Raw genomic sequence first — 17949 nt, 5'->3', positions numbered from 1 at the left:
AGTCTGGCCCGGGCCCCATTCAGGGAACCAAGCCGCGCGGGGCCGATCAGAGGGCTTACTCGATCACTTTGGGAACGAGGAACAGACCCTTTTCCACCTGCGGCGCCACCGCCTGGAAGGCCTCGCGCTGGTTGGCTTCAGTGACGACGTCATCACGCAAACGCAAGGACACGTCCTGCGGATGGGCCATCGGCTCGATGCCTGCGGTATCCACCGCCTGCATCTTCTCGATCAGGCTGAAAATATTGTTGAGCTTGTCTGCCGTGGCGGCGATTTCCGCCTCGCTCACATTGATGCGGGCAAGCTTGGCGATCCGTGCGACATCCTGGTGCGTAAGCGACATGGCGTCCTCGTTAAAACCTTTAATATTTCAAGCTTTATAGGGTATCATACCCCGTTTGATTCTCCCAAGATTGAGATTGCGCCACGACGCATCCTGACGGCATTTTCACCGCCTCCGGATCGTGCGCCGGGGCCAAATAGCGCAGGCCAGCTCCACCGTCCGGGTCACCGGGCAAGAACTGCTCAAAGCCAGCCGGTTGGGCGCACATTTCGCCCACAAGCGACGTCGACAGCAGCGCTTCTTGCCGCATCCGCGGCTGGGAGTTTGGGTCTACGACAGATAAACTGGATTTTACGGACGCCGCTGGCGTCCGCCCCTGACGAAAACTGACCAGGATCGCCCAATGTTTCGTTCGCTGACCGGATACTTCTCCAACGACCTCGCCATCGACCTTGGCACCGCCAACACCCTGATCTACATGCGCAGCAAGGGCATCGTGCTTGACGAGCCTTCCGTTGTGGCCATCCACAATGACGTGCCCACCAACAAGAAGTCCATCCTGGCCGTGGGCCTGGAAGCCAAGCGCATGCTGGGCCGCACCCCGGGCAGCATTCAGGCCATCCGCCCGATGAAGGACGGCGTGATCGCCGACTTCACCGTCACCGAACAGATGCTCAAGCAGTTCATCAAGAAGGTGAACCCCAACCGCTTCTTCGCCGCCAGCCCGCGCATCGTGATCTGCGTGCCCTGCGGCTCCACCCAGGTGGAGCGCAAGGCGATCCGCGACTCGGCCCTGGCCGCCGGCGCGCGCCGCGTCGAGCTGATCGAAGAGCCGATGGCCGCCGCGATCGGCGCCGGCCTGCCGGTGGAAGAGCCGACCGGCTCGATGGTGGTGGATATCGGCGGCGGCACCACCGAGGTCGGCGTGATCTCGCTGGGCGGCGTGGTTTACTCCAACTCGGTGCGCGTCGGCGGCGACAAGTTCGACGAGGCGATCATCAACTACATCCGCCGCAACTACGGCATGCTGATCGGCGAGACCACGGCCGAGGAAATCAAGAAGACCATAGGCTCCGCCTTCCCCGGCGCCGAAGTGCGCGAGATGGAAGTCAAGGGCCGCAATCTGGCCGAAGGCATCCCGCGCGCCTTCACCGTGTCCTCCAATGAAATCCTGGAGGCGCTGACCGAGCCGTTGAACCAGATCGTCTCCGCGGTGAAGATCGCGCTGGAGCAGACTCCGCCGGAACTGGGCGCCGACATCGCCGAAAAAGGCATGGTGCTGACCGGCGGCGGCGCGCTGCTGAAGGATATCGACCGTCTACTGGCCGAAGAAACCGGCCTGCCGGTGTTCGTGGCCGAGGAGCCGCTGACCTGCGTGGTGCGCGGTTCCGGCAAGGCGCTGGAAAAGATGGACAAGATCGGCACCATCTTCACCAACGTGCCTTAAACTTCAGCAACGGACCTTAACCAACCGAGCGAACGCCGCGCCGTCAAGGCGCGGCGGCTGTGGCCATGGATTTCGCCAACACCCCCAGCTTCTTCCGCTCCGGGCCGCCTCCGGCTGCTCGCCTGGCGATGAGCGCGGTCGCCTCGATCGCGCTCCTGATAGGCGACAGCCATTACGGCCTGATGGAACAGACGCGGGAAGCCCTGTCGCTGGCGCTGTACCCGGTGCAGCGCGCGGTGAACCTGCCGGCGCAGGCGGTGCGCCACGCCGGCGACTACCTGACCTCGCAAACCGAGCTGAAGCAGGAAAACACCGAACTGCGCACCCGCCAGCTGCAGATGTCGGCGCAGTTGTCCCGCCTGCAGACGCTGGAGCGCGAACTGAACGAACTGCGCGCGTTGAACCGCATCCGCGCCCAGCGCGACGACTCCGCGCAGATCGCCGAGACGCTGTATACCGGACGCGATCCGTTCTCGTACAAGATCATCATCGACAAGGGCGACGACGCCAAACTGCAGGCCGGCCAGCCGGTGGTGGACGCGCGCGGCCTGCTGGGCCAAGTGACGCGGGTGCAGCCGCTGACCGCCGAGGTGACGCTGATCATAGACAAGAACCAGATGGTGCCGGTGATGATAGCCCGCACCGGCGAACGCGCCATCCTCTATGGTTATGGTGGCGGGGTGGAATTGCGCTATCTGCCGCAAAGCTCGGATGTGAAAGAAAACGACCAGGTGGTGACTTCCGGCCTGGACGGCATGTTCCCCGAGGGCATTCCGGTGGCGGTGGTGAGCAAGGTGGAGCGCAATCCCGGCGCCGCCTTTACCCGCGTCGGCACCACGCCGCTGTCCGGCGTGCAGCAGACCCGCTACGTGCTGGTGCTGCAGGCCCGCGAAGCGAAGGCGCGCCCGGCCGAGGCGCCGGTTGTCGTCGAGAAAAAGACCAGGGGCGGCAGAAAGGCCGCCGCCGAGGAGTAAAACCCGATGTCGTTGGACCGCCCCAAGGAGCTGCTCAAGCCGGTCAAGCGCCGCTTCATCCTGCTCACATTCGTCACCGCCGTGCTGGTCGAGCTGGTGCCGCTGCCGCACGGCAGCACGCGCTGGCTGCCGGACTTCATCGGCCTCCTGATCCTGTACTGGGTGATCAACCAGCCGCGCCGGGTCAACATCGGCATCGCCTTCATGATGGGCATCGTCGCCGACGTTTCCACCGCTGGCCTGTTCGGCCAGCACGCGCTGGCCTACTCGTTCACCGCCTTCCTGGCGCTGAGCCGCCAGCGCCAGCTGGTGATGTTCAACCTGGGACAGCAGGCGCTGGTGGTGCTGGGGCTGATGCTCACCAACCAGATCATCATGGTGGTGGTGCGGATGCTGACAGGCTCGGCCTTCGTCGGCTGGAGCTATTTCCTGCCGCCGCTGATCGGCGCGCTGCTGTGGCCGCTGTTGACCAAGCTGATGCTGATTCCCTACCGCCACAATTCGGTATGAGACCTGACTGATCCATGCGCCGCCCCGCCCGCTTCAAGAATCCGCAGACCGAGGAAGAAGAGTTCCAGCTGCGGCTGATCATCGCCTACGCATTGATCATCCTGATGTTCCTGATCCTGCTGGCCCGCTTCGTCTGGCTGCAGGTGCTGCAACACGACCACTTCTCCACGCTGGCGCAGAACAACCGCATCTCGCTGGTGCCCATCCTGCCCAACCGCGGCCTGATCCTGGACCGCAACGGCGTGGTGCTGGCGCAGAACTACTCCGCCTACACGCTGGAGCTGACCCCCAGCAAGATTCCCGACCTGAACGCCACCATCGACAAGCTGAAGAAGCTGGCCGACGTCAGCCAGCGCGACGAGAAGCTATTCAAGAAACTGCTGGCGGAGAGCAAGAATTTCGAAGCCATCCCGCTGAAAGTGAAGCTCACCGACACGGAAGCCGCGCGCGTGGCCGCCAACGCCTGGCAGTTCCCCGGCGTGGAGGTGAAGGCCAGGCTGTTCCGCGACTACCCGTACAAGGAAATGACCAGCCACGTGCTGGGCTACATCGGCCGCATCAACCAGAAAGACCAGGAGCGTCTCGCCGACGAGGACAAGACCACCAATTACAAGGGCACCAACTACATCGGCAAGACCGGCCTGGAAGCGGTGTACGAGGAAGACCTGCACGGCCAGGTCGGCTTCGAGGAAATGGAAACCGACTCCGGCGGCCGCGCGGTCCGCTCCTTGCGCCGCACGCCGCCGGTCAACGGCAACACGCTGAAGCTGGCGCTGGACATCCGGCTGCAGGAGATGGCCGACAAGCTGTTCGGCGACCGCCGCGGCGCGCTGGTGGCAATCGACCCGGCCACCGGCGGCGTGTTGGCCTTCCTGTCCAAGCCCGGCTTCGACCCCAGCCTGTTCATCGACGGCATCGACAGCCAGACCTGGGCCGCGCTCAACACCGACTGGCAGAAACCGCTGGTCAACCGCGCGCTGCGCGGCACCTATCCGCCCGGCTCCACCTTCAAACCCTTCATGTCGATGGCGGCGCTGGTCACCCACAGCATAGGCGAACACGACATCCGCCCGGCGCCCGGCTACTTCACCCTGCCCGGCTCCAGCCACCAGTTCCGCGACAGCAAGAAGGGCGGCAACGGCATGGTCAACCTGCAGCGCGCCATCACCGTCTCCAGCGATACCTTCTTCTACAAGCTGGCCTGGGACATGGGGATAGACAAGATCCACCCGGTGGTCGGCTCCTTCGGTCTGGGCAGCAAGACCGGCATCGACCTCGACGGCGAAGCCAGCGGCGTGCTGCCGTCCAAGGAGTGGAAAGCCAAGCGCTTCGCCCGCTACAAGCCGGAAGTGCGGCGCTGGTACCCGGCCGACGCGGTCAGCATCGGCATCGGCCAAGGCTTCAACGCCTATACCCCGCTGCAAATGGCCAACGCCACCGCCATCATGGCCAACAGCGGCCAGGTGTTCAAACCGCACCTGGTGCAGCAGGTGGTGGACTCGAAAACCGGCCAGACCCGCCTGATAGAACCGGCACCGATCAAGCAACTGCCCTATCCGCAGGAGTATTTCGACTACATCAAGGAGGGCATGCACAATGTGATGATCTCCGGCACCGGCGCCCGCGTCGGCGTAGGCCTGAAATACTCGATGGCCGGCAAGACCGGCACCGCCCAGGTGGTGGCGATCAAACAGGGCGCCAAGTACAACGCCGCCGCGCTGGCCGAGCAGTACCGCGACCACAGCTGGTTCATCGCTTTCGCTCCGGTGGAAAAACCGAAGATCGCAGTGGCCATCATCGTCGAGAACGCCGGCTTCGGCGCCGCCGCCGCCGCTCCGGTGGCGCGCGGCCTATTCGATTTCTACCTGCTGGGCAAGGTGCCGAACGATTTGGCCGGCCTGCTCAAGACCGTACCGATGGAAAATGGGGACACGCATGAAGACACCCCTGATTAACCGCGTCTGGCAACAGATCAAGGAACCGCTGGACGGCTGGATGATGCTGTTCCTGGGGCTGATCTTCCTGGTCAGCATGGTGCTGCTCTACTCCGCCAACAACCAGTCCTTCGACAAGATAGACAACAAGCTGGCCTACACCGTGCTGTCGCTGCTGGTGATGTGGCTGATCGCGCGCATGCGGCCGCAGAGCGTGATGAATTTCGCGCCGCCCATCTACGTGCTGGGCGTGCTGCTGTTGGTGGCGGTGCATTTCAAGGGCATCACCGTCAATGGCTCCACCCGCTGGCTGAACCTGGGCATCACCCGCATCCAGCCGTCGGAGATCCTCAAGATCGCGCTGCCGATGATGCTGGCCTGGTTCTTCCAGAAATACGAGTTGTCATTGCGCTGGTGGCACTATCTGATCGCCGCGCTGCTGATCGCCATTCCCAGCGCGCTGGTGCTCAAGCAGCCGGACCTGGGGACCACCTTGCTGATCGCCGCCGCCGGCCTGTTCGTGCTGTTCTTCGCCGGCCTGCCGTGGAAGGTGATCCTGGCCGGCGTGGTGCTGTTCGCCGCCAGCCTGCCGCTGGTATGGAACCACCTGCACGACTACCAGCGCAAGCGGGTGCTGACGCTGATCGACCCCACCACCGACCCGCTGGGCACCGGCTACCACATCATCCAATCGATGATAGCCATCGGCTCCGGCGGCCCCTGGGGCAAGGGCTGGCTCAACGGCACCCAGACCCACCTCGACTATATTCCAGAACGTACTACCGACTTCATCTTCGCGGTGTATTCCGAGGAGTTCGGCCTGGCCGGCAACGTGCTGCTGCTGGCGCTGTACCTGCTGATCCTCAGCCGGGCGATAATGATCACCGCCAGCGCCCAGACCCTGTACGGCCGGCTGATGGCCGCCTCCATCACCATGTCCTTCTTCGTCTACGCCTTCGTCAACATGGGCATGGTGTCCGGCATCCTGCCGGTGGTCGGCGTGCCGCTGCCCTTCATGTCCTACGGCGGCACCGCCACCGTCACCCTGTTCATCGGCATGGGCATGCTGATGGGCATCAGCAATCTGCGCCGGCTGTAGGCTCCGCGCCGCCGACGGCCGGGTCACCTGGCTGGCTGTCCGGCAGCGGCCGGCCGTCGCGGCCGAACAGTCTCAGCTGGCGCGGCAGATCGTGCTCATCCGCCAGCTTCACCCCCACGCCCAGCAAGCGCACCGGCCGCGCCCCGCGGGCGAAGCCGGTGCGCAGCAACTGGCCGAAGGCCGCCATGGATAGGGCGTGGCCGGCTTGCTCCACCGTGGTCTGGGTAAAGTCGTCGAATTTCAGCTTCACCGACAGGCCCTTGAATTCCGGGCTGCCGCTGCGCGCCAGCCGCGCCTGCAGGCGGTCCACCAGTTCCGGCAGCTTGGACAGGCAGCTGGCGAGGTCGGGCAGGTCCTGGGCGTAGGTCTCTTCGACGCTGATCGTCTTGCGGCTGCGATCGGTGGACACCGGCCGCTCGTCGCGGCCCTGCGCCAGCGCCAGCAGCCGCTCGCCGAAGCTGCCGAAATGGCGGAACAGGTCGGATGGCGACCAGCGCCTGAGATCGCCGCAGTTGCGTATGCCCAAGCGGTGCAGCCGCTCGGCGGTGACGCGGCCGACGCCGTGTATCTTCTCCACCGGCAAGGTGACGACGAAGGCGTCGATGTCGCGCGGGCGCACCAGAAACTGGCCGTCCGGCTTATTCCAGTCGCTGGCCACCTTGGCCAGGAACTTGTTGGGCGCGATGCCGGCCGAGGCGGTGATGCCCACCTCGTCGCGAATCTGGCGGCGGATCGCCTCCGCCATCAGCGTAGCGCTGCCCTGCTCGTGCGGCTGGCCGGTGACGTCCAGATACGCCTCGTCCAGCGACAAGGGTTCGATCACCTCGGTGTAGCGCTGATAGATGGCCATGATCTGCTGGCTCGCCAGCCGATAACGCGCCATGTCGGGCGGCAGGATCACCAGCTCCGGACACAGCCTGAGCGCGCGCGCCGACGACATCGCCGAATGCACGCCGTAGCGGCGGGCGATGTAGTTGCAGGTGGCGATCACCCCGCGCGTTTCCGGCCGTCCACCCACCGCCAGCGGCAACGGGCGCAGGCTGGGGTCATCGCGCATCTCGATGGCCGCATAGAAGCAGTCGCAGTCGACATGGATGATCTTGCGCAGCGGGGCGGACATCAGCGGTCTCAGCCGGGGCGGTCGCTATGGCCCAGCGGCTTGTCCGGCGCGATGCGGTCGCGCACAAGCTGCTTGAGAATCTTCAACTCGGGGAAGCCGCCGTCGCGGCTGCGGTCCCACAGCAACTCGCCGTCCACCTCGATGCGGAACACGCCGCCGCTCCCGGGCCGCAGCGCCACTTCGGACAGCTCTTTCTCAAAAGTGGTGAGCAGTTCCTGCGCCAGCCAGCCGGCGCGCAGCAGCCAGCGGCAACCGGTACAGTAGTGGATGGCGACTTTGGGAAGGGCAGTGGGGGAATCAGGGGAAGTCATGACAAAAGGCGATGGCGGAACAAAAGCACAGCATACCGCAAAAAACGTCGCCGGCTCCCTGTCTTGTAGCTTGTTGTCGGGTGTGGAACACCCGCTCCTCCATCATTTCTCTTTTATAGGCAGACTTGGCGCAAAACCAGTTTCGGGAGCCGGCGGCCAGTGATGACGTCTTGTTCAAAACTCATTACCCGGGCCCAGTGTGCCCAGCCGCCATCCGGCTGTAAAGCGAATGGCCGCCGCGCCGGCAGTTGCTGCAAAGCACCATGTAACTTCGGCGCAACGTCGGACCAACGCAAATAAAAACAGCAGCTTGCCCTACGGGGCCGGCTGCTGTTGTTGCAGGCGAAAACGCTCAGTGGCTGTGGCTGTCGGCCTCGCCGCCGTCCTGCACCACCACGTCCACCGTGACGCTGCCGGCCTTGTCGAACTTAAGCGTCAGCGGAAAATGATCGCCCTTGTTCAACGGCTGCTTCAAGCCCATCAACATCACATGATAGCTGCCCGGCGCAAACTTGACGGTCTGGCCCGGCGCCAGCGCCACGCCGCCCTCCACCTTGCGCATGCGCATCACGCCGTTGTCGTTGATATGGGTGTGCAGCTCGGCGCTTTCGGCGCGCGGGGTGCTGGCCGACAACAGGCGGTCTTCGGTCTTGCCCTGGTTCTGCAGCGACAGGTAAACGCCGCCGGTGGGGCTGGCGGCCGGCATCGCGCGGCTCCACGGGTGGCCGATATGGATGGCGCCCAGCTGGAAAGAATGGGCGGCAACCAGGCCGGACAGGCACAGGCCGAGCAGGGCGGCGGCAAGACGTTTCATCGCGGACTCCATCGATTGCAAAGGGAAATGGCGCAACTTTAACATGGCGGAATGCGCGCGCGCCGCGGCAAAATGTCGCAGCCGTCGGTCCGGCACAACACCTCCGCATGCCGCTGGTTTAAAGCGCAAGCGCCTGCTATCCGGCCCAGGCAGAACCCTCTACAATCGCAAGGCTATTCAATCGGCCCTGCATCATGTTCAAAACGTTGTCGCTGCAATTCCTGTTTGGCGGTCTGCTTAGCCTGATCACCATCACCAACCCGCTGTCGAAGATTCCGCTGTTCATCACGCTGACGCGCGAAATGAGCGTCAGCGGCCGCGACAGTCAGGCGCGCCGCGCCTGCGTGTTCGCCGCCGCCATCATGGTGGTGAGCCTGCTGGCCGGCAACCTGATCATGGCGGCCTTCGGCATCTCCTACGGCGCGCTGCGCATCGCCGGCGGCTTCGTGGTGGCGGTGCTGGGCTATCGCATGCTGTTCCTGTCGCAAGACCCGGGCCAGACGCCCAAGCAGTCGGGCGAACGCGAGGACTACGCGTTCTTCCCGTTGGCCATGCCCGGCATCAGCGGCCCAGGAACCATCGCGGTGGTGATAGGCATCTCCACCGAAATCGCCGAACTGGCCACGCTGCCGGCCAAGGCGCTGGCCTTCGCCATGACCTTCTCCGCGATCGGCCTGACCTGCGTCGGCATGTGGCTGACGCTGAAGTCGTCGCTGCTGATCTCGGAACGGCTGGGACGCGGCGGCCGCGAAGTGATGACCCGGCTGATGGGCTTCCTGCTGATCTGCATCGGCGTGCAGTTCGTCGGCTCCGGCATCCGCACCTTCATGGCCGGCTCCTGAGTCCGTACCGCGACCATCCGTAGCCGCACGGCAGCATGCTATATTGATTCTCCCTCTCAGGCAGGATCCGCAGGCATGAGCCGCACCCCTCCGCAACTGGCGCTGGACGGCGCGCGCGACACCATTCCAATGGTGGTCGGCGCCGCCCCGTTCGGCGTGATCTTCGGCACGCTGGCCGTCGCCGCCGGCCTGTCGCCCGCCACAACCTTCGCCATGTCGCTGCTGGTCTTCGCCGGCTCCTCGCAATTCATCGCGGTCAGCCTGATTTCGGCCGGCGCCGCGCTGCCGGTGATCTGGCTGACCACCTTCGTCGTCAATCTACGCCATGCGCTGTACAGCGCCACCCTGCTGCCTTACGCCCGGCAATGGCCGCTGGCCTGGCGCTGGCCGTTGGCGTTCTGGCTCACCGACGAAACCTTCGCGGTGGTGGAGCACCGCTTCCGCAGCCAGGGCGCCGCCGGCGGGCAGTGGTACTGGCTGGGCTCGTCGCTGGCGATGTACGGCAACTGGCTGGCCTGGACGCTGGCCGGCGTCTGGCTGGGGCGCTCGGTGCCCGGGCTGGCCAAGCTGGGGCTGGACTTCGCCATGGTGGCCACCTTCGCCGCCATCGTCGCGCCGCAGTTGAAGAAACGGCCCACGCTGGTAGCCGCCGCCGTCGCCGGCCTCACCGCGCTGCTGGCGCGCGGCCTGCCCTACAAGCTGGACCTGATGCTGGCGGCGCTGCTGGGCGTGGCGGCTGGCCTGACATTGGAATACCGCCAGCACAGGATCCGGCCATGAACGCGCAACACGGGCTGATCATCGCCGGCATGCTGGCCGCCACCCTAGCCATCCGCGCCAGCTTCCTGGTGTTCGGCCACAAACTGGCCTTCCCCGCCTGGCTGAACCGCGCGCTGCATTACGTGCCGGCGGCGGTGCTCAGCGCGCTGGTGGTGCCGCTGGCGCTGGCGCCGGCCGGCCATATCGACGCCTCCCCGGCCAACCCCTACCTGGTCGGCACCATCGTCGCCATCGTCGTCGCCTGGAAAAGCGGCAAGACGCTGCTGGCGATACTGGTCAGCTTCGCCGTCTACGGCCTGATGCGCTGGCTGCTGTAGTCCCGCCGGCCGAAAAATGAACAAGGCCGCCCGGAAGGCGGCCTCGTCACTCAACAACGCTCACACTGCGGGTCAGGCGTTCTCACCCGCCAGCCCGGCCTTTGCCGGCTGCGGCTTTTTTAAGCGGAACCCCACCCACAGCAGCGCCAGCCACGCCGGCAGCACGTACACCGACACCGCCATGCCCGGCGTGAACAGCAGGATGCCCAGGATCATCAGCATGAAAGCCAGGCACACCCAGTTGGCCAGCGGGAACCAGATCGACGGAAACACCAGCTTCTGGCCGGCCTTGGCCTGGCGGAACTTCAGGTGGGTCAGGCTGATCATCGCCCAGTTGGTCACCAGCGCCGCCACCACCAGCGACATCAGGATGCCGAAAGCCTGGCCCGGCAACAGGTAGTTGAGGATCACGCAGGCGAAAGTGGCAGCCGCTGACAGCAGCGTGGCGTTGACCGGCACGCCGCGCTTGTCCAGCTGCTTCAGCGCCTGCGGCGCGTTGCCTTGTTCGGCCAGGCCGTACAGCATGCGGCTGGTGGCGTAGACCCCGCTGTTATACACCGACAGCGCGGCGGTCAGCACCACGAAGTTCAGCGCGTGCGCGGTGAAGCCGGCGCCGATCTGCTGGAAGATCATCACGAAGGGGCTGCCGCCGGCGGCCACCTTGCTCCACGGGTACAGCGACAGCAGCACCACCAAGGAACCGATGTAGAAGATCAGGATGCGGTAGATCACCTGGTTCACCGCTTTGGGGATGGTCTTCTGCGGATCGGCCGCCTCGGCCGCCGTCATGCCGATCAGCTCCAGGCCGCCGAAGGAGAACATGATCACCGCCATCATCATGAACAAGCCGCCGGCGCCGTGCGGGAAGAAGCCGCCGTCGTTCCACAGATTGCTGACCGAAGCTTGCGGGCCGCCATGGCCGGACAGCAGCAGGTAGGCCCCGAACACGATCATCGCGATCACCGCCGCCACCTTGATCAGCGCGAACCAGAATTCCGACTCGCCGTAGGATTTGACGTTGGCGAGATTGATGCCGTTGATGGCGACGAAACAGACCAGCGCGGTCGCCCAAGTGGGCACGTGCGGCCACCAGTACTGCACGTATTCGCCGACCGCAGTCAGCTCGGCCATGCCCACCAGCACATACAGCACCCAGTAGTTCCAGCCGGACAGGAAGCCGGCGAACCTGCCCCAGTAGCGATAGGCGAAATGGCTGAACGAACCCGCCACCGGCTCCTCGGCCACCATTTCACCCAGCTGGCGCATGATCAGGAAGGCGATGAAACCGGCGATGGCGTAGCCAAGTATCATCGAGGGGCCGGCAGCCTTCAGTACGCTGGCCGAGCCGAGGAACAGGCCGGTGCCGACTGCGCCGCCCAGCGCGATCAACTGTATGTGTCGGTTTTTCAGCTCGCGCTTCAAACCGGTATGGGTCTCGCTCACGGTCAATTCTCCTTATTGGGCGGGCGGCAAGCTAGCCGCCCTGACAGGTGCCCAGCCATCTAACCACCCGCGCGCCTCGCCGTCAAACTACTGGGCACAATATAAATGCCCAAAATATGCCTTATGACTGCGTTTTAAAAATATAATTTCCTTATGTTTGCAATTTCAAACCATAAATTGCTCATCAATGCCCATCAAACTGCGAATTTCCACCCTAGTTCCATAGCCGGCGGCGCGAACGTTCGGTTACCTGCGGTGACAAATGCCGAACAAAGCGTTTGCAACTGTCTGCCAATATGCAGTGTCAGAGCAGCAAGCGACGGATAGCGCGTCGCATCAGGGAGATAACAATGAAACAATCGGTATTGATCGCCAGCGTATTGGGTGGCGGCATCGCACTGGGCGCCATCGGCGTGGCGGGCATCCAGGCTTTGAAACCGGCGACTCCGGCCGTGGTGGCCACAGCCAGCGCGCCGCAAGCGCTTGCCTCGGCCCCGGCGGCGCAAATTCTGGCGCCCGCCGCCGCCTCCACTGTCGTGGCGCAAGCCACGCCGCAGCCGGTTGCGCCCGTTGTTGTGGCGCCTGCGCCGGCCCCCACAGTCAAGCCCAAACCCGTGCATTCAAGCTACGCCAAGATCCTGGGCGTGTCGCCGATCAAGCAGACCGTCAGCGAACCCAAGCAGGTGTGCCATCAGGAACAGGTGACCCACCAGGCGCCGGTGCAGGACAACAACCGCATCGCCGGCTCGGTGCTGGGCGGCGTGGTCGGCGGCCTGCTGGGCAATCAGGTGGGCGGCGGCAACGGCAAGAAGGCCGCCACCGTGCTCGGAGCGCTGGCCGGCGGTTTCGCAGGCAACAAGGTGCAGGAAGGCATCCAGCAGCGCGACCAGGTCACCAGCACCCAGACCATTTGCAACACCGAGAACGTCGACAGCGAAAAGGTGGTGGGCTACAACGTCCGCTACTCGCTGGACGGCAAGACCGCCACCGTGCGCATGGACGAAAGGCCGCAAGGCAAGACGTTGCCGGCCCGCGACGGCAAGCTGCTGATGTAAGCGCGGCGCGCCGGGCCTCCAGACGCCCCATGCGCATGAAAATGCCGTTCCGCCAACGCGGGGAACGGCATTTTCGCATTCCGCCCAGCGCGGCCCCGGCGGATCAGGCCGACACGCCCTTGGCGGGTGGCACCCGCCGCTGCTTGCTTGCCACCCGTTCCGCCGCCTCCGGCGCACCAAACAACGCGATCAGGCGGTCGCGCCAGTTCTCCGCCCGCCATGCCTCCAGCAACATGTCGCGCCACTCCACCACGCTGACCCACAGCGGATTGAAGCTGTTCACCGGCTTCACCGTGCCATAGTCGCAGGGCTCGCTGTCCAGCTCTTCAACGAAGGTGCCGAACAGCCGGTCCCAAACCACCAGCACGCCGGCGTAATTGTGGTCTATGTAACGCGGATTCCTGGCGTGGTGGCTGCGGTGTATCGACGGGGTGTTGAACACATACTCCAGCCAGCCCAGCTTGGGCACCGCCTGAGTATGGACGAAAAACTGGAAAGCCAGGTTGAGCAGCACCACCGCCACCACCTGCTGCGGCGGAAAGCCCAGCCAGGCCAGCGGCAGCCAGAACGCCCACATGCCGGCCAGCGGATACATCAGGCTCTGGCGGAAGGCGGTGGTGAAATTCATCCGGGTGGAGCTGTGGTGGACGCTGTGCGCCGCCCACAGCCAGCGCACGCGGTGACTGACGCGGTGGAACCAGTAGTAAAGGAAGTCCTGCCCCAGAAACAGCAGGAAGAAGCTCAGCGCGCTGTCGGGAAAACTGAACAGCCGGTGCTGCTGGTAGATCCAGCCGTACAGCGGCAACACCAGCAGCCAGGCCAGCTTGTCGGCGCCCTGATGCAGCAGCCCCAGACCCGCGCTACACAAGGAATCGCGCAGATCATACAGATTGCCGCGCCGCCGCAGAAACCACAGCTCTCCGGCGACGAACAGCAGGAATACCGGCACCAGCGCCAGCAGGATCAATTCAACCGGAAACTTCATCGACAAGCACCTCGACGGGCAACGAGCAAACACTCGATTGGAGTTTAGACTCTACCACGCCATGGCTGTCAACTGCGCCTCTACGCCCACCACGGCTTCGTCGCCGCCATGTGGCGAGAAAGCCATAGCCGCTAGTCGCGCCGCGCCATCAGCGCCGCCAGGGAGGCGTCGCGGTCGGCCCAGACGCGGGCTACGCTGTGCCGACCGCCCAGGCGCTGCAGATACTCGCCGCAACCGGACAGCCGCAGCGTCATGTCCTCGCCCAGAAAGCCTTGGCTCAACTTGGCCACCAGCGGCAGGATGCTGGCGGCGCTGATGTCGGCGAAGCTGAAATCCTCGCCCGCCAGCCATGGCCTTTGCTGCGCCAGCTGCGCCACCGCGCTGATGCCGCGGGCGATGCCCTGGCGAATCTCGTCGCACTGCGCCGGCTCCGGCCTGCTGCCCTTGACCATATGCCGCACCAACGGCCCGCTGGGCGCCATCACGTACAACTCCAGCATGGTCATCAGTTCGCGCGCCAGCGCGCGGCCGTTGGGCGTGGGCGGCAATAGCGAGGCGGTAGGATAGGCATCTTCCAACCATTCCAGGATCACCGTCGACTCCGCCACCGGATGGCCGTTGATCTCAACGAAGGGCACCTTACCCATCGGGCTTTTTTCCAGCAACCAGTCTTCCTGCGATGGCGAGGTCAACACCTCCTGGAAGTTCACTCCCTTTTCCAGCAGGCCGACTTTCACCTTGTTGTAGTAGGGCGATAACGGAGTACCATGAAGTTTGATCATTCCATCTCCAAAATAGGTTGCGAAAACAGCCCGGGGAATACTCGCATCGGCCGGCCCGCAGTGGCAGCTTGCCGCATATTCAGTTATTTAGCCATCATCTGGCTTTTCTGCTGCAACAATTTGCGGATTTGCGGCAACATCTGCTGCGCGGCCTTCTCGCCCTCCAGAATGGCCTGGTTGCGGGCGTCGAAATCAGCCGAGCCGATGTTCAGCACATTGGGGTGGATCACCACGTCGGCCTGCTTCAGTTCCTGCGCCAGCACCGGTCCGTTCATGATGTTGAGGCTCTGGTCAAGCATCGACAGGAAACCGGTGGCCTTGCCGACCTTGGGCCGCGCGGTGATGTCCACCGCGATCACGAACTGCGCGCCCATCTCGCGCGCCGCGCTGACCGGCACCGGACTGACCAGGCCGCCGTCGACATAACTCTTGCCGCCGATCTTCACCGGCAAGAACACATTGGGGATGCTGGCGGAGGCGCGCACCGCCTGGCCGGTATTGCCGGTGCGGAACACCACCCGACGTCCGGAGTCCAGTTCGGTGGCCACCGCGCCAAACGGACGGGCCAGCTTCTCCAGCGGGCGATTGCCCACCTGGGTGTTGATCCAGTCTTGCAGTTTCTCGCCCTTGATCACACCCTTGCTGGACAGCGTCCAGTCGGTCAGGTCGGCCTGGTCCAGCGCGATCGCGCGTTGCTGCAGCTGCATGCCGTTCAAGCCGGACGCGTACAGGCTGCCCACCACGCTGCCGGCGCTGGTGCCGGTGATGACATCCGGCACGATGCCGGCGGCCTCCAGCACCTTGATCACGCCGATATGGGCAAAGCCCTTGACCGCGCCGCCGCCCAGCGCCAGGCCGATCTTAGCCTTGGATTGCGGCTTGGGGGCTTGAACCGGCGGCGTGGTGGTGCCGCAAGCGGCCACCATGGCGGCGACGCCGGCCAGCAGCCAGCAACGAAAAGTGGTTTTGCTCAACATGATTTCATCAGTCTTTCAGACATTGGCGACCGCAACGGCCGCCCCAACGGGCGCGGGATCGAGCATCACATAATTGAGATGCCGCGCGCCCTCCAATTCGAAATGGGTTTCGCCGTGCAGCGCCATGCCCAGCCGACGGTAAAAGGCGATCGCGCGCTCATTGCCGTGCCACACCCTCAGCCACAGCCGCGGCTGGCCAGACTGAACCTGCGCCCATTGCCGCGCAGCCATCATCAGCCGCCGGCCCAGGCCTTGTCCGGTATGGTTCTCCACCAGATAAAGCCGCTCCAGCTCCAGCGCCGGGCCATCGCACCCCTCGCAAGCGCTATCCAGGCTCAGCTGCGCATAGCCCAACAGATGGCCGCTGCGCTCCAACACCAGCAAGTGGTGCGAACGATCGGCGATCAACGCCTCGAAATTCGCAGGGGTGAATTCTGTCAGCACATAGTCGGCCAAGCTCGGGCGGATGCCATCGGTGAGATAGGTGCTCAACCACACCTGAATCGACAGCGCAGCCAGACAAGCCGCGTCATCGCGGCGCGCTTTGCGGATTTCCACACTCATTAAGCAGATTCCTGTTGGCTCCGCCGGTTCCCGCTCAGTCGGCCCGCGGCGCTTTCTTGACGAATTCGATCACCTGGCGGCCGTCGTCGCTCATCTTGGCCACCTTCTTGCCGCTGCCTTTCCAAGCATGGCCGTACACCACCTCGTAGCTGGCCGGCAGCTTACCGTCGTGGCGGTAGCGCTCGTAGGCCGCCTCCACCTTGCGCCAGGCCTGTTTGCCCATCAGGCCGCGGCCGCGGCCGGCGGTAGCGTTGTGCGCGCCTATCGCCTTCAGGTCGCGCATCACGCCGCGCGCGTCGTCGTAGGTGAGAACGATCTTTTCCATGTCCATCACCGGCTCGGCGAAACCGGCGCGCATCAGCGCGTCGCCGATGTCGTGCATGTCGATGAACTGGTTGACATGGGTGGCGGCGTCGACGCTGGCGAAGGCGCCGCGCAATTCGAACAGCGTATCCGGCCCCAGCGTGGAGAACATCAGCAGGCCGTCCGGCTTCAGCACCCGGCGCAGCTCGGCGAACATCCGGTCCGGCTCGTTTATCCACTGGATGGTGAGGTTGGACCAGATCATGTCCACGCTGTCGTCGGCCAGCGGCAGACGCTCGACGTCCGCCACCACCTGCCACGGCAGGCTGGGCTTGAACAGCTTCTTCAGCAGGCCGTCGCCTTCGCGCTGACGCTGGCGCGAAGCCATCAGCATCGCATGCGCCAAGTCCAGCTCCAGCACCCGCGCCTGCGGATACTGGCCGCGCAGCTGGGCCGCGCCGTAGCCGGTGCCGGCGCCGGCATCCAGAATCACCGCCGGCTGGTGCTTGATGTACTCCAGCCGTTCCGCCATACGGTCGGACACTTCGCGCTGCAACACCGCTGCGGAATCATAGCTGGCCGCGGCCTTTTCGAACGAGGCGCGCACCCGCGCCTTGTCGGTATAAAACGCTTCACTCATGCCTGGGCTTCCAGATGCTGGGCAAGCGCGCGCACGAAATCCTGTTCATGCGACAGGAAGGGCGCGTGCGAGGCTTGCGGGAATTCGTAAAGGATGGCGTCGGCCAGCGCGTCGGCCAGCCAGCGGCCGGCGCCTAGCGGGGTGATGGCGTCGCGCGCGCCGTAGAACAGCGCCGCCGGGCAACGGATGCCGCCGGCCAGCGCGCGCGCGTCGGCCTCCAGCAGCAATTGCAGCGCCGGCAGCAGGCCTTGCGGTCGGCCGTGCGAAAACAGTTCGCCGCGCAGCGCCTTCAAAGTGTCGCGGGCAGCGGGCGCCCCCATCATCTGCAGCGCAAGGAAGCGCTCCAGCGTCTGTTCGAACGCGCCGCCCAAGCTGGCCGCCACCGCTTCGATGGACTTGCGCTCCTGCGCGTGCGGCCAGCTGTCGTCGCGCACGAAGCGCGGGCTGGTGGCCACCAATGCCAGGCTCTTCACCCGCGCGGGATGGCGCGCGGCCCAATGCTGGGCGATCAGACCGCCCAGCGACCAGCCGACCACGTGGACGGGCAAGGGGAAATGGGATGCGATCAGGTCGGCCACCGCGTCGGCGTCAAACATCTCCAGCGCCGGCGAGGCGCCATGGCCGGGCAGATCCACCAGGTGGACGCAGAAACCCGTCGCCAGTTGCTCGGCCACACGGGCAAACACGCCGCCGTGCAAACCCCAGCCATGCAGCATGACCACGTCCGGCCCCTGGCCCAGCGTTTCAACAAACAGATTCATGGACAGAC

20 protein-coding genes are annotated in these 17949 nt (G+C 64.8%); 9 read left to right on the top strand and 11 right to left on the bottom strand.

Annotated features, from left to right (window positions below; translation table 11 throughout):
* Window positions 1-55: 55 nt before the first annotated feature.
* On the bottom strand, window positions 56-343 hold the full coding sequence (gene gatC, locus BI344_RS05635) for an Asp-tRNA(Asn)/Glu-tRNA(Gln) amidotransferase subunit GatC (protein WP_071111927.1): 288 nt from the start codon (window positions 341-343) through the stop codon (window positions 56-58).
* Between the two features lie 343 nt (window positions 344-686).
* Here gatC and BI344_RS05630 point away from each other — a divergent pair, with 343 nt between their 5' ends.
* The 5 genes from BI344_RS05630 (at window position 687) to rodA (ending at window position 6247) form a co-directional block, all read left to right on the top strand.
* On the top strand, window positions 687-1730 hold the full coding sequence (locus BI344_RS05630) for a rod shape-determining protein (protein ID WP_071111926.1): 1044 nt from the start codon (window positions 687-689) through the stop codon (window positions 1728-1730).
* A 65-nt stretch (window positions 1731-1795) separates the two neighbouring features.
* On the top strand, window positions 1796-2704 hold the full coding sequence (mreC, locus tag BI344_RS05625; protein ID WP_071111925.1) for a rod shape-determining protein MreC: 909 nt from the start codon (window positions 1796-1798) through the stop codon (window positions 2702-2704).
* A gap of 6 nt (window positions 2705-2710) precedes the next feature.
* Window positions 2711-3214, top strand: coding sequence for a rod shape-determining protein MreD (mreD, locus tag BI344_RS05620; protein WP_071111924.1), 504 nt, complete (start codon window positions 2711-2713; stop codon window positions 3212-3214).
* A 14-nt stretch (window positions 3215-3228) separates the two neighbouring features.
* Complete coding sequence (gene mrdA / locus BI344_RS05615; RefSeq protein ID WP_071111923.1) at window positions 3229-5169, top strand: penicillin-binding protein 2; 1941 nt, start codon at window positions 3229-3231, stop codon at window positions 5167-5169.
* Entirely contained in the window at window positions 5150-6247 is a 1098-nt protein-coding gene (gene rodA, locus BI344_RS05610; protein ID WP_071111922.1) for a rod shape-determining protein RodA, read from the top strand. The genes mrdA and rodA overlap by 20 nt, the downstream gene beginning before the upstream one ends.
* Here the strand turns inward: rodA and dinB are convergent.
* The 3 genes from dinB to BI344_RS05595 form a co-directional block, all read right to left on the bottom strand.
* A complete protein-coding gene (gene dinB / locus BI344_RS05605; RefSeq protein ID WP_071111921.1) occupies window positions 6225-7367 on the bottom strand; it encodes a DNA polymerase IV in 1143 nt (380 codons plus the stop codon). The two genes, rodA and dinB, sit on opposite strands and share 23 nt — an antisense overlap.
* 8 nt (window positions 7368-7375) lie before the next feature.
* Window positions 7376-7678 (bottom strand): Rdx family protein, encoded by a 303-nt coding sequence (locus tag BI344_RS05600; RefSeq protein WP_071111920.1) that lies wholly within the window; start codon window positions 7676-7678, stop codon window positions 7376-7378.
* 352 nt (window positions 7679-8030) lie between these two features.
* The gene (locus tag BI344_RS05595) at window positions 8031-8492 is read right to left on the bottom strand and encodes a copper chaperone PCu(A)C (RefSeq protein WP_071111919.1); all 462 of its coding nucleotides are present in this window, start codon (window positions 8490-8492) and stop codon (window positions 8031-8033) included.
* 194 nt (window positions 8493-8686) lie between these two features.
* Between BI344_RS05595 and BI344_RS05590 the strand changes: the two genes are divergently transcribed.
* The 3 genes from BI344_RS05590 to BI344_RS05580 all read left to right on the top strand — a co-directional run bounded on the left by BI344_RS05590 (window position 8687) and on the right by BI344_RS05580 (window position 10431).
* Entirely contained in the window at window positions 8687-9334 is a 648-nt protein-coding gene (locus BI344_RS05590) for a MarC family NAAT transporter (RefSeq protein WP_071111918.1), read from the top strand.
* Window positions 9335-9409: 75 nt separating this feature from the next.
* Window positions 9410-10114 (top strand): AzlC family ABC transporter permease, encoded by a 705-nt coding sequence (locus BI344_RS05585; RefSeq protein WP_071111917.1) that lies wholly within the window; start codon window positions 9410-9412, stop codon window positions 10112-10114.
* A complete protein-coding gene (locus BI344_RS05580; RefSeq protein ID WP_071111916.1) occupies window positions 10111-10431 on the top strand; it encodes an AzlD domain-containing protein in 321 nt (106 codons plus the stop codon). Before BI344_RS05585 ends, BI344_RS05580 begins: the two co-directional genes overlap by 4 nt.
* Before the next feature lie 72 nt (window positions 10432-10503).
* On the opposite strand, the gene BI344_RS05575 is transcribed toward BI344_RS05580, so the two are convergent.
* Entirely contained in the window at window positions 10504-11874 is a 1371-nt protein-coding gene (locus BI344_RS05575; RefSeq protein ID WP_204378020.1) for an amino acid permease, read from the bottom strand.
* 350 nt (window positions 11875-12224) lie between these two features.
* Here BI344_RS05575 and BI344_RS05570 point away from each other — a divergent pair, with 350 nt between their 5' ends.
* Window positions 12225-12929, top strand: coding sequence for a glycine zipper 2TM domain-containing protein (locus BI344_RS05570; RefSeq protein WP_071111914.1), 705 nt, complete (start codon window positions 12225-12227; stop codon window positions 12927-12929).
* A 103-nt stretch (window positions 12930-13032) separates the two neighbouring features.
* Here the strand turns inward: BI344_RS05570 and BI344_RS05565 are convergent, their stop codons facing one another.
* From BI344_RS05565 to bioH, 6 genes are all read right to left on the bottom strand, one after another.
* A complete protein-coding gene (locus BI344_RS05565; protein ID WP_071111913.1) occupies window positions 13033-13914 on the bottom strand; it encodes a sterol desaturase family protein in 882 nt (293 codons plus the stop codon).
* Window positions 13915-14045: 131 nt separating this feature from the next.
* Window positions 14046-14696, bottom strand: coding sequence for a glutathione S-transferase family protein (locus BI344_RS05560; protein WP_071111912.1), 651 nt, complete (start codon window positions 14694-14696; stop codon window positions 14046-14048).
* Between the two features lie 83 nt (window positions 14697-14779).
* Window positions 14780-15673, bottom strand: a complete 894-nt coding sequence (locus BI344_RS05555) for a patatin-like phospholipase family protein (RefSeq protein ID WP_095210779.1) — start codon at window positions 15671-15673, stop codon at window positions 14780-14782.
* A gap of 15 nt (window positions 15674-15688) precedes the next feature.
* Complete coding sequence (locus BI344_RS05550) at window positions 15689-16237, bottom strand: GNAT family N-acetyltransferase (protein WP_071111910.1); 549 nt, start codon at window positions 16235-16237, stop codon at window positions 15689-15691.
* A 34-nt stretch (window positions 16238-16271) separates the two neighbouring features.
* Complete coding sequence (bioC, locus tag BI344_RS05545) at window positions 16272-17180, bottom strand: malonyl-ACP O-methyltransferase BioC (RefSeq protein ID WP_071111909.1); 909 nt, start codon at window positions 17178-17180, stop codon at window positions 16272-16274.
* Entirely contained in the window at window positions 17177-17941 is a 765-nt protein-coding gene (gene bioH, locus BI344_RS05540) for a pimeloyl-ACP methyl ester esterase BioH (protein ID WP_071111908.1), read from the bottom strand. Before bioH ends, bioC begins: the two co-directional genes overlap by 4 nt.
* Between the last annotated feature and the right edge of the window lie 8 nt (window positions 17942-17949).

The organism is Chromobacterium sphagni (genome assembly GCF_001855555.1).
Taxonomy (GTDB): domain Bacteria; phylum Pseudomonadota; class Gammaproteobacteria; order Burkholderiales; family Chromobacteriaceae; genus Chromobacterium; species Chromobacterium sphagni.
The sequence above is the reverse complement of the archived record's forward strand: the minus strand, read 5'-3'. Positions and strand labels throughout refer to the sequence as shown.

Excerpts from the sequence above, each read along its gene's own strand:
- gatC (WP_071111927.1), bottom strand. The coding sequence starts at position 343 with ATGTCGCTTACGCACCAGGATGTCGCACGGATCGCCAAGCTTGCCCGC.
- BI344_RS05630 (WP_071111926.1), top strand. The coding sequence starts at position 687 with ATGTTTCGTTCGCTGACCGGATACTTCTCCAACGACCTCGCCATCGAC.
- mreC (WP_071111925.1), top strand. The coding sequence starts at position 1,796 with ATGGATTTCGCCAACACCCCCAGCTTCTTCCGCTCCGGGCCGCCTCCG.
- mreD (WP_071111924.1), top strand. The coding sequence starts at position 2,711 with ATGTCGTTGGACCGCCCCAAGGAGCTGCTCAAGCCGGTCAAGCGCCGC.
- mrdA (WP_071111923.1), top strand. The coding sequence starts at position 3,229 with ATGCGCCGCCCCGCCCGCTTCAAGAATCCGCAGACCGAGGAAGAAGAG.
- rodA (WP_071111922.1), top strand. The coding sequence starts at position 5,150 with ATGAAGACACCCCTGATTAACCGCGTCTGGCAACAGATCAAGGAACCG.
- dinB (WP_071111921.1), bottom strand. The coding sequence starts at position 7,367 with ATGTCCGCCCCGCTGCGCAAGATCATCCATGTCGACTGCGACTGCTTC.
- BI344_RS05600 (WP_071111920.1), bottom strand. The coding sequence starts at position 7,678 with ATGACTTCCCCTGATTCCCCCACTGCCCTTCCCAAAGTCGCCATCCAC.
- BI344_RS05595 (WP_071111919.1), bottom strand. The coding sequence starts at position 8,492 with ATGAAACGTCTTGCCGCCGCCCTGCTCGGCCTGTGCCTGTCCGGCCTG.
- BI344_RS05590 (WP_071111918.1), top strand. The coding sequence starts at position 8,687 with ATGTTCAAAACGTTGTCGCTGCAATTCCTGTTTGGCGGTCTGCTTAGC.
- BI344_RS05585 (WP_071111917.1), top strand. The coding sequence starts at position 9,410 with ATGAGCCGCACCCCTCCGCAACTGGCGCTGGACGGCGCGCGCGACACC.
- BI344_RS05580 (WP_071111916.1), top strand. The coding sequence starts at position 10,111 with ATGAACGCGCAACACGGGCTGATCATCGCCGGCATGCTGGCCGCCACC.
- BI344_RS05570 (WP_071111914.1), top strand. The coding sequence starts at position 12,225 with ATGAAACAATCGGTATTGATCGCCAGCGTATTGGGTGGCGGCATCGCA.
- BI344_RS05565 (WP_071111913.1), bottom strand. The coding sequence starts at position 13,914 with ATGAAGTTTCCGGTTGAATTGATCCTGCTGGCGCTGGTGCCGGTATTC.
- BI344_RS05560 (WP_071111912.1), bottom strand. The coding sequence starts at position 14,696 with ATGATCAAACTTCATGGTACTCCGTTATCGCCCTACTACAACAAGGTG.
- BI344_RS05555 (WP_095210779.1), bottom strand. The coding sequence starts at position 15,673 with ATGTTGAGCAAAACCACTTTTCGTTGCTGGCTGCTGGCCGGCGTCGCC.
- BI344_RS05550 (WP_071111910.1), bottom strand. The coding sequence starts at position 16,237 with ATGAGTGTGGAAATCCGCAAAGCGCGCCGCGATGACGCGGCTTGTCTG.
- bioC (WP_071111909.1), bottom strand. The coding sequence starts at position 17,180 with ATGAGTGAAGCGTTTTATACCGACAAGGCGCGGGTGCGCGCCTCGTTC.
- bioH (WP_071111908.1), bottom strand. The coding sequence starts at position 17,941 with ATGAATCTGTTTGTTGAAACGCTGGGCCAGGGGCCGGACGTGGTCATG.